The organism is Methanofollis sp. (genome assembly GCF_028702905.1).
Lineage (GTDB): Archaea > Halobacteriota > Methanomicrobia > Methanomicrobiales > Methanofollaceae > Methanofollis.
In genome coordinates, this window is sequence record NZ_JAQVNX010000020.1 from 1 (window position 1) to 13,744 (window position 13,744).

Below are 13,744 nucleotides of genomic sequence, written 5' to 3' on the forward strand. Positions count from 1 at the left end.
GTGCCCCTCGACCCGGTGATCAGGTCGGTCATCGACGGTTTCCCCGGTGCGTTGGTCACGTACGCGGGGACCGGATCGGTCGTCCGCGCCGACGACCTCCTCCCCCGCATCTTCGAGAACCTCATCGGCAACAGCCTGAAACACGGGGGCGCGGCCGTCGGGATCGTGATCGACGTTGCCGCGGAGAACGGCGGCGTCGATGTCCGGGTCAGCGACACCGGCCCCGGCATCCCGCCCGAGGCGAGAAAAAAAGTCTTCGAGCGTTTCTTCAGGTACACCCGCTCCCGGCCGGGGCAGGGCCTCGGCCTCTATATCGTGGGGACGCTGGTCCAGAGGTACGGCGGCGAGATAAGGGTGGAGGACCGCGTGCAGGGGAGGCCCGAAGAGGGCGCCGCGTTCTGCTTCACTCTCAGGTCTGGCTGACAGCAGCTTTGTTGAATCGCTCGTGAAACGAAGTTTCAGGCGGTTCTTTGAAAACCACCTCGGTGGTTTTCATGGAGGTCATCCCAAAACTGATCATACTCTCTGTCCTGTCGACGGAATGATCAGTATTTGGTTCTGAAAAATCCTGTTCTGGTGTCTATTCCGTGGGGTTTCACCCCCCGGTCCCCCCACCATTACGATAGGGAGTGGGTGGCAGTCTTCTTCGATATGCAAGGTTTATCCTTCCCACATCCTATCCTGGTTTCGGGGGGCCGGGGGCGTCAGTCCCCCGGCAGAGAGTTGGGGGAAGGCGGTGGTTTCGCACCGCTCCATATGAAATTCGGGGGGACATCGACCCGATCATGAAATTTTCTCCCGAGCCCCCCACCATGCAGAGATGGGGGAATGAACGAGAGTTTTGGGATATGCTCATGGTAAACCCTCGTGTTAGGGCTGATGTGTCCCCCAACTCCCTGAGAGAAGACATAGTTCCACCGCCTTCCCCTCAATCCAGACCGGGGGACTCATCGCTATCGCTCGTCGCCCCCGAACCCCCGATCTTAAGATAGGGCCGGGGAAGGGTAATCCTGAACCTGGGAGTCTTCCATCCCCCCCTATCCCGAGTGGGGGTTCTGCGGCTGCGACCGAAGAGAGTCTGAGAAGACGAAGTCTTCGAGGACCGAAAGGAATGAGATCTAGAATATAGGATATCGCAGATATCCTGTTCCGGTAGATCTCCGCTCTGCCAGGGGTCGAAGACCTTCGAGCAGTCCCCCGGCACGGGCACGCCAGAAAAAAATTTGCAGATTCCTGATCTCTACCTTTTTTCCGCCGCCTGCACGGCCGCGGCGACGTCGGGGTGGATGGGGATGATCCGGTCGAACCCGGCGGTGACGAGCACGTCCCGCACCCGCGGCTGCGGTCCGGCGATGGAGAGGTCGCCGCCGCCCTTCCGCATCTCCTTGAGTGCCGTCAGCATCACCCGCAGACCCGAGGAACTCGTGTAGGTGAGGCCGCCGAGGTCGAGCACCACGGTACGGGGGTGCCGCCCGGTCACCGCCGCGAGCGCCTCCGCTGCGGCCGACGAGGAGACGGCGTCGAGCCTCCCCTGCAGGGAGACGACGACCGCCTGCCCTTCCGACCGCTCGGAGACCGCTATCTCCTCTGTGTTCATGGAGGAGAGGGTCGCCTTCGCCCCTCAAATATTTTCTTCCTCAGGTCACCGAGACGCGTGCAAAACGCCAGCGTGCGAGGAGATAGGTGAGGGCGGCGAAGACGAGGAGGACGCAGAAGGAGAAGGCGACGTCCGCGGCCGTCGTCACGTAGCGGACGCCGAGGGCGGTGAAGTCAGGGCCGATGGCGAAGTAGCGGATGCCGACGATGAGGTGGGTGAGGGGGTTCACCGCCGCGAGGGCCCTGAGGGCGTCGGGCAGGGTGGCCGTCGGGTACAGGGCGTTCGAGGCGAAGAAGATCGGGAGGGTGAGGAGGGTGATCACGGCCTGCAACCCTTCGGGCGTCTCCATCGTGACGGCGATCGCCGAGGAGAGGAAGAGGAAACCGAGGGCGAAGACGCCGACGAAGGCGAGCATGCCCGCGACGGCCGCGACCGTCTCCATCGCGCCGAAACCCGCGAAGAACTCGACGCCGAGAATGAGGCCGAAGCCGGTGATGACGATCGCCTGGAGGTACGACTTGGTCACGCCCGAGAGGGCGATGCCGACGATGATGCTGCCGCGGGGGAGGGGGCTTGCGACGATCTCCCGGAGGAGGCCCCAGTTTTTGTCGAAGAGGAAGATGATCCCGCCGTACAGGCTCGTGAACAGGGTGGTCAGGGCGATCACCCCGGCGCACATGAAGGTGAGGTAGCCGATTGTCGTTGTGCCGGGTGCGGCGGCCGGGGCGAAGCGGTCGAAGGAACTCGCCATCCCGATCCCGAAGAAGGCGAGCCAGAGGGCGGGCTGTACGAGGGAGGCGACCAGGACCGATTTGAAGCGGACGAAGCGGAGGAGGTCGCGCCAGGTGATGGTGAGAAAGCGGAGGTCCATTATGTCTCCCCCGCGAGCGCCCGCCCGGTGAAGTGGACGAAGACGTCGTCCATCGAGGGCTTTTTCATGTTCACCGCCGTGACCCTGATCCCCTCCTCGGCCATCGCCGCCATGACGCCTGGGAGGAGGCGGGTGCCGTCCGCGGCCGTCATGAGGAGGACGCCTTTCGCCTTCTCCCGCACCTCCTTCACGGCGGGCATCGCCGAGAGCACCGCTGCCGCCCGTTCCTTCTCTGCGGTCTCCAGGTAGATGAGGTCCTGGCCGAGTGCGTTTTTCAGGTCGATGGGTCGGCCCTGGAGGACGATCCGCCCGCCGTCGACGAGGTTGATCCGGTCGGAGAGGTGGTCGGCCTCGTCCATGTAGTGGGTGGTCAGGAAGATCGTCGTCCCGGCCTGGTTCACCTCCCGTATCGCGTCCCAGATCCGCCGGCGCGTCTGCGGGTCGAGGCCGATCGTCGGTTCGTCCAGGAAGAGAACTTTCGGGCGGGTCATGAGGCCGCGGGCAATCTCAAGCCGCCTCTTCATCCCGCCGGAGAGGTGACGGGTGAGGACGTCCCTCTTCTCGGTCAGGTCGACGAGGGCGAGGAGGTCGTCGATGCTCCTCCTCCTTTCCTCCGTCTCCATGCCGTACAGGCGGCCGTGGAACTCCAGGGTCTCGCCGACTGTCATGTCGCGGTCCAGGGTGACCTCCTGGAAGACGATCCCGATCGCCTCCCGCACCCGGTCGGGCTCGGCCGCCACGTCGAAACCGGCGACCACGGCCCGCCCTCTCTGGAGGGGGAGGAGGGTGGTGAGCACGTTGATCACCGTGCTCTTTCCGGCGCCGTTCGGGCCGAGGAAAGAGAAGATCTCCCCCTCCTCGACGGTGAAGCTGATCCCCTGCACCGCCTTCACCGTCCCGAAGGAGTGTTCGAGACCCTCCACCTCGATGACCGCCGCCATCCTTCCCTCTTTCCCTGCCTCATTCCTCTTGAAGGTAGCGGGGCGGGAGGTCGGGCCTGAAGTCCGCGACCTCCAGACAGGCGGGGGTGCCGGGTGCGGGCGGCGGCGCGGTGAGGGTGACGCCCTCAGGCCCCGCGGCGGCGACGGTTCCCGCGGTGAGGACCCACCCGTCGGCGTCGAGGAGGGCGGCGAAGTGGCCTGGGGTCGGGGCGTGGCCGATGCGGTGCACCTCGGGGCCGACGACGATCTCCTCCGCATCCTCCATGTGCCGGGCGAACCTCATGGCACGGTACTGCCGCCTCTCCCCCTGCGACCGACGCCGCACCGCGGGCGCCGGGGGGAGGCGGTGGGCCTGTATCGCCGGGAAAGGTGCGAGGATGCGGCCGATCTCGGCCTGCCTGCCGATGGCGACGATGTGGTCGGGTCTGAGAACCTCGATCGACCGCCTCTGGAACTCCACGCCGCCGTCGCCCCAGATGTAGCCGCAGGAATCGACGAGGACGACCTCCGGGCCGGTGGCAACGGCGGCGTCGAGGAGGCGCCGCAGGCCGGCGAGGGTCGCAAGAAGCGCGTGCGAGGGGGAGAACGCCCCGGTGAACCGCAGGCGGACCCTCCCGTCCGGGAGAGAGAGGCCGAGGGTGCCGGGCGGGCCGAGGACAGACTGCCCCGGATCGCCGTCGATATAGGCAACGCCCCCCGTCTGTGCGGCAATCCAGCGGGCAAGGGTCGTCTTGCCGCAGTCGCTCGCGCCGAGGAGGAAGACGGTCCCCCCGATGTCGTGTACGACTCTATCCCACCGCGGTTCAGGGACGATCATGTGATGCCATCGCATGGGCTATCTTCAAATATACCTCTATCCTCTGGAGGAGAAACAGGGGAGGAGACATGACACTGATGGAGTGCTGCCAGGTGCCGGTCGTGAGCGTCCCGCCGGAGACGCCGGTCTTCGACGTCGCCGCGATCATGGCCGAGCAGAATGTGGGGAGCGTCGTCGTGGTGGAGAAGAAGAAGCCCGTCGGGATCGTCACCGACCGGGACATCACGGTGAGGGTCACGGCGCACGGACTGGACCCGAAGAAAGTCCCGGCACGGACGGTGATGACCGCCGACCTTCTGGTGCTGGCCGGGACGACCGGCCTGTACGAGGCGCTCGAAGCGATCCGGAAGAAAGGGGTGAGGCGAGTCCCTGTCGTGGACGAGCACGGCGCCCTCACCGGGATCATCACGGTCGACGACATCATCCGCCTCCTTGCGGCCGAGATGGAGGGCATCTCCGCCGTCATCCGTGCGGGGACGCCGGTGATCTGAGGATCGATCTTTTTTTTTGGTGGCGGTATCTGCACGATCTTGTGAAGGGGAGCGCGGAGCCACCGCCTTCCCCACACTCTGGACTGGGGGACTGATGCACCCAGACCCCCGATCTAAGATAGGGCCAGGGAAGACAGAGCAGAGATCCGAGACGGAGATTGCCATCCCCTGCCTATCCTAATGGCGGGGGACGGGGGGGCGGCAGCCCCCCGGCTCAAGCACGTCGATCCACTGCCTCCTGCACATTGCTCAAAGGGGATTCCAGTGAAAATCAAGGATTTTCTTGAACGTGCTATCGTTCGTCCCTCTCATGCGATTGGTCCGGGGATGACAGAGCAGAGATCCCGAGGAAGAGATTGCCATCCCCCGTCTATCCCGAGCGTGAAAATCCCTATCTTCCCCCCTCTTCCAGAGCCCTTTTTTCCCCTCACGAGAAACCCTGATCCGCACGCCACACCACAACGTGCGGAGCATCACATGACAACAGCAGACATCATCCAGACGATGCTTGCGCCGGGGCTCATGATCTCGGCGTGCGGACTCCTCCTCCTCGGGATGAACAACAAGTACTCTCTCGTCCTGAACAGGATCCGCCTCCTCGACGAGGAGAAGAGGCGCTGCTCCCGGTGCGGCGACGATGCCGCCGGGCACCGGGAGAGCGTCTGCATCCAGCTCGCCGAACTCGGGGTGCGGGCGCGCCGCGAGAGGAACGCCATCCTCTCCTACTCGGCTTCGGTGGCGGCCTTCGTCGTCACCTCCCTCCTGATCGGCCTCTCCGACGTCCAGGGCCTGCCCGCCCTCTCCCTCCTCACCATCCTCTCCTTCCTCGTCGGGATGGTGCTCGTCCTCGCCGGCGTCCTCTTCGCGGCGCAGGAAGCCCTGATGGGCTACGAGATCATCTGCATCGACATGAAGGACGGATAACCCCCTCAGGGCCGCCTGTACATCGCGAAGGTCTCGCCGTATTCGAGGGCGTGACCCTGCATGGCGGCGACGAGGGCGTGCTGGTCCGAACCGGGCGCGAGGTCGAGGTGCGTGTCCAGGCCGTAGACCCGGAAATAATATCTGTGCGCCTCGCCCCGCGGCGGGCACGGCCCCAGGTAGCCGATCCGCCCATAACTGTTTGTCCCCTGGACCACGCCGACCGGCGCCTCCACCACCTTCTCCGGCGGGACGCCCTCCGGGACCACCGCCCGCCCGTCGGAGTAGCGCAGGGGCTCGATGTTCCATGCGAGCCAGGGGGAGAAGGAACACCCCTGTTCATACGGGTTGTGCACGATCAGGGCGACCGACGGCGCCGACAATCCGGTGATCGTGAGCCTCGGCGAGATGCCCGCGCCGTCGCAGGTGTGTCTGACGGGAAACTCGACAAAGCCGAGGTCGACGCCGATCCTGTGCAGACTCCGCTCTCCTGTCATGGCCCGACCTCTGTCCCGCCTCCTATATATCCCGCGGGGTGAGGTCGGACCTGTCCGCAACCATCAGCCATATGTAGCGTCCCTTCCAATTCTACTGGGAGAGCCATGTCTGACGAGGGTGGGCTTGATATCTATACGGACGGGGCGGCGCGGGGCAACCCCGGTCATGCAGCCTATGCCTACCTCCTCGTCGCGGACGACGCCGTCGTCCTCGAGGGCTCGGCCTATGCCGGTGTCACGACGAACAACACCGCCGAGTACCTCGCCATCATCCATGCCCTCGAAGCGGCGGCCGGGAGGACGGACGGCGACCTGTCCGTCTATTCGGACAGCGAACTCGTGGTCAGGCAGATGACCGGCGAGTACAGGGTGAACAAGGAGCACCTCAGGGACCTGAAGGCCCGCGTGCTCGCCCTCGCCGGCAGATTCAGGTCGGTGCGTTTCGTCTCCGTCCGCCGGACCAACCCTTTTATCGCACAGGCCGACCGCCTCTGCAACGACGAACTCGACCGGAGGGGTGCCTGACGGGCGACAGGGATACCCCGCAGGTGATCTCCGCGGCCGAGATCGCCGAGTTCACGTACTGTGCTCTCTCCTGGCAGTTCGGCCGGAACGGCAGGAGCACCACCTCCGCATCGAGCGAGCGGGGGATGCAGAAACACGCCGAGGTCGGAAAAAAACTCTTTGCCGTTGAAAAAGCGAGGCGAGAGTTCTGGCTCCTGACTATCCTCGGGTACGCCCTGCTCGCCCTCGCCCTGATCATCTTCCTCAGGTGGTTGCAGTGAACATCTATCTGGGCGAGGTTTTGATCCTCCTCCTTCTCGGTGCGCTTGCTTTTTTCATCTTCGCGATCAGGAGGCACTACTCCGTTCAGCCAATGAGAGATAAATTCGGGATACCGGAGGGCGAACTCCTGTACACCGACCTCGACGAAGAGACCGGGACCTTCTTCTCCGAGACCTACCGGATCTCGGGGAGGCCCGACTACGTGCTGCGGGACGAGATGACCGGGGCCTATATCCCGGTGGAGGTGAAGAGCGGGCGGGCGAGAAAGCCATACTGGAACCATATTCTTCAACTCGCCGCGTACTGCCTCCTTGTCGAGGAGCACTACGGCGTGCGTGTCCCCTACGGCATCCTGGTCTACGGCGAGGGGAAACAGCACCGGATCGATTTCACCGACGACCTGAGAGAACAGGTGCTCTCGACCGTGGCCGAGATGCGCCGGTGCCTGGACGGCGCCCAGGTCAGGCGGAACCACAATGCCCCGGCGCGGTGCCGGGGGTGCGGCCACCGGGAGGTCTGCCTCCTCGCGCTTGAGGAGGAGGAGTGATGGACCTCGTGCCCATCGGGGTGATCCGTTCGCCGTATAAAGTGCCCGGCGACGCCCCGCGGCAGGGGCGTCTCTCCGACGTCGTGAGCGAGATCGAGGTCTTCCCCGCGTACGCCCCGGCCCTTTCCGATATCGGAAATCACCGTCACCTGATCGTGCTGTACTGGCTCGACCGCGCCGACAGGTCGGCCCTGACGGCGACGCCGCCGGGGACAGAGCGGGAACTCGGCGTCTTCTCGACGCGGTCGCCGCACCGGCCGAACCCCATCGCCCTCTGTCTCGTCGACCTCCTTGCTGTCGAAGGCCTGACCCTCAGGGTCCGCGGCCTCGAAGCCCTGGACGGGAGTCCCCTCCTGGACATCAAACCCTATTCTCCCGCAATCGACACCGCCCCAGAGGGGGCGGCCTGAGCCACGTTCCCGTCCGGACGGGTTCGGGGCCTCGTCCTCTCCTCCCTTGCCGTCTTCGTGGCGATGGCCGGACTCGGGGTGATCTCGCCCCTGATGCCCTACTATGCCGGCGCCCTCGGGGCGTCGGGCATCGTCCTCGGCCTCCTCTTTGCGGCCTTCCCTCTTGCCCGCGGCATCTTCTCCCCCTATGCCGGCGCCCTCTCCGACCGTGAGGGGCGGCGGTGGTTCGTGGTCGCGGGCCTCCTCGGTTTTGCGGCGGTCTCGGCCCTGTACCCCTTCGCCGCGGGGGTCGTCCCCCTCTTCGTCGTCAGGTTCCTCCACGGCGCCGCGGCCGCGGTGGTGATCACCGTCGCCATGGCGAGCATCGCCGAGTCTGCCGACGACGATAAGGAAGGGGAGGCGATGGGCGTCTTCCACACCGCCATCTACCTGGGCATGGCGACAGGGCCGTTCATCGGCGGCGTCATCAGCGAGGCCGCCGGCATCCCCGAGGCCTTCTACACGATGGCGGCCCTCGCCGCCGTCGCCGGCATCGCCGCGATCGCCCTCCCCGCCGGACGGCCGCGGCCGCCGGCGCCCGGCCTCACGCACCCCTTCCTGACGATCGCCGCGGACAGGCCGATGGCGGGCATCCTGGTCTTCAGAGCGGTCCACGCCCTCGGCCGCGGGAGCATCCTTGCCTTCGTCCCCCTCTTCGCCCATGCCCGCGGCATCGGCCCCGAGATGGTCGGCCTCCTCCTCTTCGTCCACATCCTGGTCATCGCCGTTCTCCAGATGCCGAGCGGGCGCCTCGCCGACCGGGTGCCCCGGCCCCCCCTTGTCCTTGCCGGTTCCCTCGTCTCGTCTGTCGCCCTCCTTGCCGTCCCCTTCACCGACTCCTTCGTCCCCCTCCTCCTCACCTGCTCGGCGACAAGCCTCGGCACCGCCCTCTCCATGCCCGCGGCCGCGGTCATGGCCGTGGATCAGGGGAAGAAGTGGGGCGTGGGGGCGTCCCTCGGCGTCTTCAACACCGCCTTCTCCGCCGGCATGATCGCAAGCCCCCTCGTCTCCGGTCTCGCCCTCGACCTCTTCGGGACAGTCGGCGTCTTCTGGACGGCCGGCCTCATCGGGCTGGCAGGGAGTGCGGTGTTCTTTCTTTTTTCCTGGACAGAGGGGGAGACACGCTGATCCCGAGGTCCTTCAGTTTTTCCGGCGTCGGGACACCTTCCTCGTCCCAGCCCCGCAGCCTGTAATACTCCGAGAGGAGTGGCTCCCTCTCCCAGACCCGCCCTGCCGGCGCCCCGTCCTTGAGGGGTTCGGTGAGGAGGCGGGGGGGCAGGGTGTCGTCGGCCTTCGTGTACCCGGTCTGCAGGTTGAAGACCTGCTGGAGGTTCCAGATCCTCTCACCGATCCGCATCAGGTCGTCCGCGGTCACGGCCATGCCCGTCACCCCGCGGACCAGGGCGGCATAGTCGTCGGCCCCGAGGGCGAAGGAGGAGAAGAGGCAGATCCCCGAGGCGTCGATCGCCCCGGTGAGGTCCTGGAAGGCCTTCGTCCACTCCGCCTTCCCCTCGTCCGCGAAGGGGTCGAGGGGCACGGGCAGGCCGAGCACCTCGGGCGAGATCAGGTAGGCATAGACATGGTCGCCGCCGCGGACAGAGGTGGCGTACGCCAGGCCGTGGCCCTGGAGGCCCCGCGGGTCGTACGCCGGGAGTTCCTGCTTCTTGACCGACATCGAGAGTTCGGGGTGGCCGTGGCGGGAGGCGAAGGCATAACTCCCGTCGGCGAGGTCGTCGCCGATCCCCTGTCGATATCCCATCGCCTCGATGAGGGGGACGACCTTCTCGCACTCGCCGAAGTTGATGCCCGCGTCATAGTACCCCTTCTCCGTCATCTCCATCGCCGCGGCGATCGTGCCGCCGACAGAGATGGTGTCGAGGCCGAGGTCGTTGCAGAGGTTGTTCGCCCGGATCGTCATGGGGAGGTCGTGGCAGCCGATGTCCGGCCCGAAGGCCCAGACAGTCTCGTACTCCGGGCCGTCCCCTTCCACCCCGTCGATCTCGGTCCGCCGCCCGCAGCAGACGATGCAGGAGTGGCAGCACTTCTTCGTCTTCAGGTACCGGTCGGCGAGTTCCTCGCCCGAGACCGCGGAGGCCTCGGCGTCGTACCCGCTCTGGAAGTTCTTCGTCGGCAGGATATGGTGCTCGTTGATGATGTTGACCAGGATGGCGGTGCCGTAGGTGGGCAGGCCCTTCCCTGTCACCGGGTTCTCCCTGAGTTTCCTGCGGGCGGCGACCTTTGCCGCGTCGAGGGCCTTCGGGTCGGCGACCTCGATCTTTCCCTCACCGCGGGCCGCAACCGCCTTGAGGTTCTTGCTCCCCATCACCGCGCCGACGCCGCCCCGCCCTGCCGACCTGTAGGTCTCGTTCATGATCGAGGAGATCAGGCTCACCTTCTCCCCGGCAGGCCCGATGCAGAGCACCTCGGTCTTCGGGCCGTCTGTCTCGGCCTCGATCGCACGGACCGTCTCCCCGACCCGCAGGCCCCAGTGGCCTGAGGCGTCCCTGATCTCGGCCTCGCCGTCGTGGACCCAGAGATAGACGGGCTTTTTTGCCTTCCCCCTGACGACGACCGCGTCGAACCCGGCCCTTTTCAGTTCCTTCCCGAAGAACCCGCCCGAGTTCGCGCTCGTCAGCGTCCCGTTCAGGGGCGACCTCGTCACCACGTCGAAGCGCGACCCCAGGGGGACGCCCGTCCCTGTCAGGGGGCCGGTGGCGATGACCAGGATGTTCTCCGGGCCCAGCGGGTCGGTGGAGGCGTCGATCCCGTCGGAGAGGATCCTGACCCCGAGGCCCCTGCACCCGAGATAGTCCCTCTTCAGGTCGTCGGGGTACGGCACCGGCGTACACGTCCCGGCCGAGAGGTCGACCTCCAGCAGTCTGTCGGCATATCCTTTCATGGTCCCCACACCCCTCAGGGGACAGCGGGATCAGATAAATGTACCCTGGCCGATCTTTCCGGCCGCCGGCATCTCCTTTCTTCTCCGTTTCTCCCTGACTGCCTGTTGCCGGTATCTAAAGCCTTTAACGGGCCGGCACACAGATACTTATAGAAGTGTTAAGAGCACACCAATCTGGGAGATAATTATCATGGCAGATAACGAAGTTCAGCAGGAAGGCTGCTCAGGCAACTGCTCCTCATGCTCGAGCGCCCAACAGGAAGGGTGCGACTCGTCGAAGAAGGGCCTCCCCCCCAAGGCGAAGATCGACGTCAAGCACGTGATCCTGGTCCTCTCAGGCAAGGGCGGCGTCGGCAAGACGACCGTCTCCGTCAACCTCGCCTCCGCCCTCGCCAACCACGGAAAGACTGTCGGCCTCCTCGACCTCGACATCCATGGCCCCAATGTCCCGAAGATGGTCGGCGCCGAGGGTCAGCACCTGAATGTCATGGGCAACAAGATCGAGCCTGTCCAGATCACCGGCAACCTCTCTGTCGTCTCGATGGAGTTCCTCCTCCCTGACGCCGAGACCCCGGTCATCTGGCGCGGGCCCATGAAGATGGCCGTGATCCAGCAGTTCCTGGAGGACGTGAACTGGGGCGCCCTCGACTACCTGGTCGTCGACCTCCCGCCCGGCACCGGCGACGAGGCCCTCTCCATCATCCAGCTCGCCCCCAATGTCGACGGCGCCGTCATCGTCACCACCCCGCAGGAGGTCTCGACGATGGACTCGAAGAAGGCCGTAAAGTTCGTCGAGAAACTCGAACTCCCTGTCCTCGGCATCATCGAGAACATGAGCGGGCTCATCTGCCCCGACTGCGGGAAGGAGATCGACATCTTCGGCAAGGGTGGCGGCAAGACGGCTGCCGAAGAGCTCGGTGTCCCCTTCCTCGGCGCCATTCCCATCGACATCGAGATGCGGAAGGCTGGCGACGAGGGCAGGCCCTTCATCAACAGGCACGCCGATTCCCCCTCCTGGAAGGCGATCGACGCCGTGATGGAGAACCTGGTGAAGGTCGTCGAGGGGTAAATGGATATTCTCCGGGTGCTCCGGGGGACGGGGGAGTCCCTCGACATCTATGCCGGGATCGCCGAGGCGGTCCTGGACATCAATTCTCTTCCCGACCTCATCGAGCCGATCTATGCCGAGACCGCCGGTTTTTCCGATGTCGAGCTCGACAGCCTCCGCTTTGCCCTCCTCCGTCTCCAGGTCTATGCCGATGTCCACCGGTACGAGGACATGGAACAGACGCAGCGGATGAAGTATGTGGCGCAGATCCTTGAGAAGATCATATTCGGTTCGCTGATGCTCGGCGGGGAACCGCCGGCCGGAGAATAGTCGGTAAACTTCTCTTTTTTCGGGATTCACTTTGCCCGTGTCAGGTATCGGGGTGTACCGGGGTAGCAGGGCCGGGATGATATGTAGGTAGGAAATTTCCTTCCCCCTTCGATCTCCTCCCGAAGATACCTGTTAATATCCATCAGATGGATGGATTGTGGTCCATTTTTTTGTATTTTCAAAGAAATATTTTTCTTGTGATTCGGCATGTATAAAACCGATCGCATGCAATCTTATCTAGAATATTGGTGAATGCAATGACCAATGACAACCCGTTTGAGATGGTGAAGCAGCAGATCAGTGCCTGCTCAGAATACCTGCACCTCCCCCAGAACGTCGAGGAGTACCTCAAGACCCCGATGAGGGAGATCCACGTGGCATTCCCGGTCAGGATGGACGACGGCTCTTTCAAGGTTTTCCAGGGCTACCGTGTCCAGTACAACAACGCCCTCGGCCCAACGAAGGGCGGCATCAGGTTCCACCCCGGCGAGACGATCGACACGATCCGGTCCCTTGCGGCCCTCATGACCTGGAAGTGCTCCCTCCTCGACCTCCCCCTCGGCGGCGGCAAGGGCGGCGTCATCTGCAACCCGAAGGAACTCTCTGCCGGCGAACTCGAACGGCTCAGCCGCGCCTATATCCGCGCGATCTACAAGGTCATCGGTCCCGACTGCGACGTTCCGGCCCCTGACGTCTACACCACCCCCCAGATCATGGCCTGGATGATGGACGAGTACTGCACCCTTGTCGGCCACAATGCCTGCGGTGTCATCACCGGCAAGCCGGTCGTCCTCGGCGGCTCTGAGGGCCGCGGCGACGCCACCGCCCGCGGCGGCTGGTTCGTCATCAGGGAAGCGGCAAAGGACAACAACATCGATCTTGCGAAGGCAAAGATCGCCGTCCAGGGCTTCGGCAACGCCGGTTCCCACGCTGCAACCCTCGGCGCCTCCTTCGGCTGCACCATCGTCGCGGTGAGCGACAGCCACGGCGGCGTCTACAACGAGAACGGCCTCGACATCCCGGCCCTCGTCGCCTACAAGCAGAAGACCGGCGCGGTCAAGGACTTCCCCGGTGCGAAGAACATCACCAACGAAGAACTCCTTGAGCTCAAGGTCGACGTCCTCGTCCCGGCCGCCCTGGAGAACGCCATCAACGCCTCCAACGCCGACAAGGTCGGTGCGAAGATCGTCGCCGAACTCGCGAACGGTCCTGTTTCCCCGGAGGCGGACGCGATCCTCTTTGCGAAGAAGATCCCGGTCATCCCCGACTTCCTCTGCAACTCCGGCGGTGTGACGGTCTCGTACTTCGAGATGGTCCAGAACTTCTCTCTCGACCGCTGGGATGAGGAGGACGTCCGCGCCCGCCTGGAGCGGAAGATGACGAAGGCCTACCACGAGGTCTACGCCATTGCACAGGAGCACTCCATCTCTCTCCGCGAGGCCGCATACACCCTCGCGATGAAGCGCGTCGTCGACGCGATGAAGCTCCGCGGCTGGATCTGAACCGGTTTTTCCGCACCGGCCCGCCACCTTTTTTCTCCTGCGTGCCTT

17 protein-coding genes and 1 pseudogene are annotated in these 13,744 nt (G+C 64.8%); 12 read left to right on the forward strand and 6 right to left on the reverse strand.

Features of this window, described 5'->3' with window-relative positions; all coding sequences use genetic code 11:
- Positions 1 to 423: HAMP domain-containing sensor histidine kinase (locus PHP59_RS04075; protein ID WP_300163996.1), on the forward strand; the 423-nt coding region annotated here is incomplete at its 5' end.
- A gap of 817 nt (positions 424 to 1,240) precedes the next feature.
- On the opposite strand, the gene PHP59_RS04080 is transcribed toward PHP59_RS04075, so the two are convergent.
- From PHP59_RS04080 to PHP59_RS04095, 4 genes are read right to left on the reverse strand one after another with little or no spacing between them, the layout of a single operon-like run.
- Complete coding sequence (locus tag PHP59_RS04080; RefSeq protein ID WP_300163999.1) at positions 1,241 to 1,597, reverse strand: STAS domain-containing protein; 357 nt, start codon at positions 1,595 to 1,597, stop codon at positions 1,241 to 1,243.
- Positions 1,598 to 1,637: 40 nt separating this feature from the next.
- On the reverse strand, positions 1,638 to 2,468 hold the full coding sequence (locus PHP59_RS04085; protein WP_300164002.1) for an ABC transporter permease: 831 nt from the start codon (positions 2,466 to 2,468) through the stop codon (positions 1,638 to 1,640).
- The gene (locus PHP59_RS04090; RefSeq protein WP_300164005.1) at positions 2,468 to 3,409 is read right to left on the reverse strand and encodes an ATP-binding cassette domain-containing protein; all 942 of its coding nucleotides are present in this window, start codon (positions 3,407 to 3,409) and stop codon (positions 2,468 to 2,470) included. The genes PHP59_RS04085 and PHP59_RS04090 overlap by 1 nt, the downstream gene beginning before the upstream one ends.
- A gap of 19 nt (positions 3,410 to 3,428) precedes the next feature.
- Positions 3,429 to 4,226, reverse strand: a complete 798-nt coding sequence (locus PHP59_RS04095) for a Clp1/GlmU family protein (protein WP_300164008.1) — start codon at positions 4,224 to 4,226, stop codon at positions 3,429 to 3,431.
- Between the two features lie 68 nt (positions 4,227 to 4,294).
- Between PHP59_RS04095 and PHP59_RS04100 the strand changes: the two genes are divergently transcribed.
- Positions 4,295 to 4,717, forward strand: a complete 423-nt coding sequence (locus PHP59_RS04100) for a CBS domain-containing protein (RefSeq protein ID WP_300164011.1) — start codon at positions 4,295 to 4,297, stop codon at positions 4,715 to 4,717.
- Positions 4,718 to 5,194: 477 nt separating this feature from the next.
- Positions 5,195 to 5,641: a DUF2721 domain-containing protein gene (locus tag PHP59_RS04105; RefSeq protein ID WP_300164014.1), complete on the forward strand. Its 447-nt coding sequence runs from the start codon at positions 5,195 to 5,197 to the stop codon at positions 5,639 to 5,641.
- 5 nt (positions 5,642 to 5,646) lie between these two features.
- Here the strand turns inward: PHP59_RS04105 and PHP59_RS04110 are convergent, their stop codons facing one another.
- Entirely contained in the window at positions 5,647 to 6,135 is a 489-nt protein-coding gene (locus tag PHP59_RS04110; protein WP_300164016.1) for a YbhB/YbcL family Raf kinase inhibitor-like protein, read from the reverse strand.
- Positions 6,136 to 6,240: 105 nt separating this feature from the next.
- Between PHP59_RS04110 and PHP59_RS04115 the strand changes: the two genes are divergently transcribed.
- The 6 genes and pseudogenes from PHP59_RS04115 to PHP59_RS12655 all read left to right on the forward strand — a co-directional run bounded on the left by PHP59_RS04115 (position 6,241) and on the right by PHP59_RS12655 (position 9,045).
- On the forward strand, positions 6,241 to 6,660 hold the full coding sequence (locus PHP59_RS04115) for a ribonuclease HI family protein (protein ID WP_300164019.1): 420 nt from the start codon (positions 6,241 to 6,243) through the stop codon (positions 6,658 to 6,660).
- A 23-nt stretch (positions 6,661 to 6,683) separates the two neighbouring features.
- A complete protein-coding gene (locus PHP59_RS04120) occupies positions 6,684 to 6,920 on the forward strand; it encodes a hypothetical protein (RefSeq protein ID WP_300164022.1) in 237 nt (78 codons plus the stop codon).
- Positions 6,917 to 7,468: a CRISPR-associated protein Cas4 gene (gene cas4, locus PHP59_RS04125; protein ID WP_300164025.1), complete on the forward strand. Its 552-nt coding sequence runs from the start codon at positions 6,917 to 6,919 to the stop codon at positions 7,466 to 7,468. Before PHP59_RS04120 ends, cas4 begins: the two co-directional genes overlap by 4 nt.
- A complete protein-coding gene (gene tsaA, locus PHP59_RS04130; protein WP_300164028.1) occupies positions 7,468 to 7,878 on the forward strand; it encodes a tRNA (N6-threonylcarbamoyladenosine(37)-N6)-methyltransferase TrmO in 411 nt (136 codons plus the stop codon). Before cas4 ends, tsaA begins: the two co-directional genes overlap by 1 nt.
- Before the next feature lie 54 nt (positions 7,879 to 7,932).
- Positions 7,933 to 8,451: pseudogene (locus tag PHP59_RS12650) on the forward strand (MFS transporter); the annotation flags it as partial.
- A 48-nt stretch (positions 8,452 to 8,499) separates the two neighbouring features.
- The gene (locus PHP59_RS12655; RefSeq protein WP_366943719.1) at positions 8,500 to 9,045 is read left to right on the forward strand and encodes an MFS transporter; all 546 of its coding nucleotides are present in this window, start codon (positions 8,500 to 8,502) and stop codon (positions 9,043 to 9,045) included.
- Here the strand turns inward: PHP59_RS12655 and PHP59_RS04140 are convergent.
- A complete protein-coding gene (locus PHP59_RS04140; RefSeq protein ID WP_300164034.1) occupies positions 8,981 to 10,816 on the reverse strand; it encodes an aldehyde ferredoxin oxidoreductase family protein in 1,836 nt (611 codons plus the stop codon). The two genes, PHP59_RS12655 and PHP59_RS04140, sit on opposite strands and share 65 nt — an antisense overlap.
- A gap of 190 nt (positions 10,817 to 11,006) precedes the next feature.
- Here PHP59_RS04140 and PHP59_RS04145 point away from each other — a divergent pair, with 190 nt between their 5' ends.
- The 3 genes from PHP59_RS04145 to PHP59_RS04155 all read left to right on the forward strand — a co-directional run bounded on the left by PHP59_RS04145 (position 11,007) and on the right by PHP59_RS04155 (position 13,696).
- Positions 11,007 to 11,885 carry an Mrp/NBP35 family ATP-binding protein gene (locus PHP59_RS04145; protein WP_300164037.1) on the forward strand — a complete coding sequence of 293 codons (879 nt, stop codon included), beginning with the start codon at positions 11,007 to 11,009 and terminating at the stop codon, positions 11,883 to 11,885.
- Positions 11,886 to 12,194: a hypothetical protein gene (locus PHP59_RS04150; protein WP_300164040.1), complete on the forward strand. Its 309-nt coding sequence runs from the start codon at positions 11,886 to 11,888 to the stop codon at positions 12,192 to 12,194.
- A gap of 257 nt (positions 12,195 to 12,451) precedes the next feature.
- Positions 12,452 to 13,696 (forward strand): Glu/Leu/Phe/Val dehydrogenase, encoded by a 1,245-nt coding sequence (locus tag PHP59_RS04155; RefSeq protein ID WP_300164042.1) that lies wholly within the window; start codon positions 12,452 to 12,454, stop codon positions 13,694 to 13,696.
- The last annotated feature ends 48 nt before the right edge of the window (positions 13,697 to 13,744 follow it).

What these genes read in the sequence shown, in the direction of transcription:
- PHP59_RS04090 (WP_300164005.1), bottom strand. Translation starts at nt 3,409, where the DNA reads ATGGCGGCGGTCATCGAGGTGGAGGGTCTCGAACACTCCTTCGGGACG.
- PHP59_RS04145 (WP_300164037.1), top strand. Translation starts at nt 11,007, where the DNA reads ATGGCAGATAACGAAGTTCAGCAGGAAGGCTGCTCAGGCAACTGCTCC.
- PHP59_RS04095 (WP_300164008.1), bottom strand. Translation starts at nt 4,226, where the DNA reads ATGATCGTCCCTGAACCGCGGTGGGATAGAGTCGTACACGACATCGGG.
- PHP59_RS04085 (WP_300164002.1), bottom strand. Translation starts at nt 2,468, where the DNA reads ATGGACCTCCGCTTTCTCACCATCACCTGGCGCGACCTCCTCCGCTTC.
- PHP59_RS04150 (WP_300164040.1), top strand. Translation starts at nt 11,886, where the DNA reads ATGGATATTCTCCGGGTGCTCCGGGGGACGGGGGAGTCCCTCGACATC.
- PHP59_RS04110 (WP_300164016.1), bottom strand. Translation starts at nt 6,135, where the DNA reads ATGACAGGAGAGCGGAGTCTGCACAGGATCGGCGTCGACCTCGGCTTT.
- PHP59_RS04115 (WP_300164019.1), top strand. Translation starts at nt 6,241, where the DNA reads ATGTCTGACGAGGGTGGGCTTGATATCTATACGGACGGGGCGGCGCGG.
- PHP59_RS04140 (WP_300164034.1), bottom strand. Translation starts at nt 10,816, where the DNA reads ATGAAAGGATATGCCGACAGACTGCTGGAGGTCGACCTCTCGGCCGGG.
- PHP59_RS04080 (WP_300163999.1), bottom strand. Translation starts at nt 1,597, where the DNA reads ATGAACACAGAGGAGATAGCGGTCTCCGAGCGGTCGGAAGGGCAGGCG.
- PHP59_RS04100 (WP_300164011.1), top strand. Translation starts at nt 4,295, where the DNA reads ATGACACTGATGGAGTGCTGCCAGGTGCCGGTCGTGAGCGTCCCGCCG.
- PHP59_RS12655 (WP_366943719.1), top strand. Translation starts at nt 8,500, where the DNA reads ATGGCGGGCATCCTGGTCTTCAGAGCGGTCCACGCCCTCGGCCGCGGG.
- tsaA (WP_300164028.1), top strand. Translation starts at nt 7,468, where the DNA reads ATGGACCTCGTGCCCATCGGGGTGATCCGTTCGCCGTATAAAGTGCCC.
- PHP59_RS04155 (WP_300164042.1), top strand. Translation starts at nt 12,452, where the DNA reads ATGACCAATGACAACCCGTTTGAGATGGTGAAGCAGCAGATCAGTGCC.
- PHP59_RS04105 (WP_300164014.1), top strand. Translation starts at nt 5,195, where the DNA reads ATGACAACAGCAGACATCATCCAGACGATGCTTGCGCCGGGGCTCATG.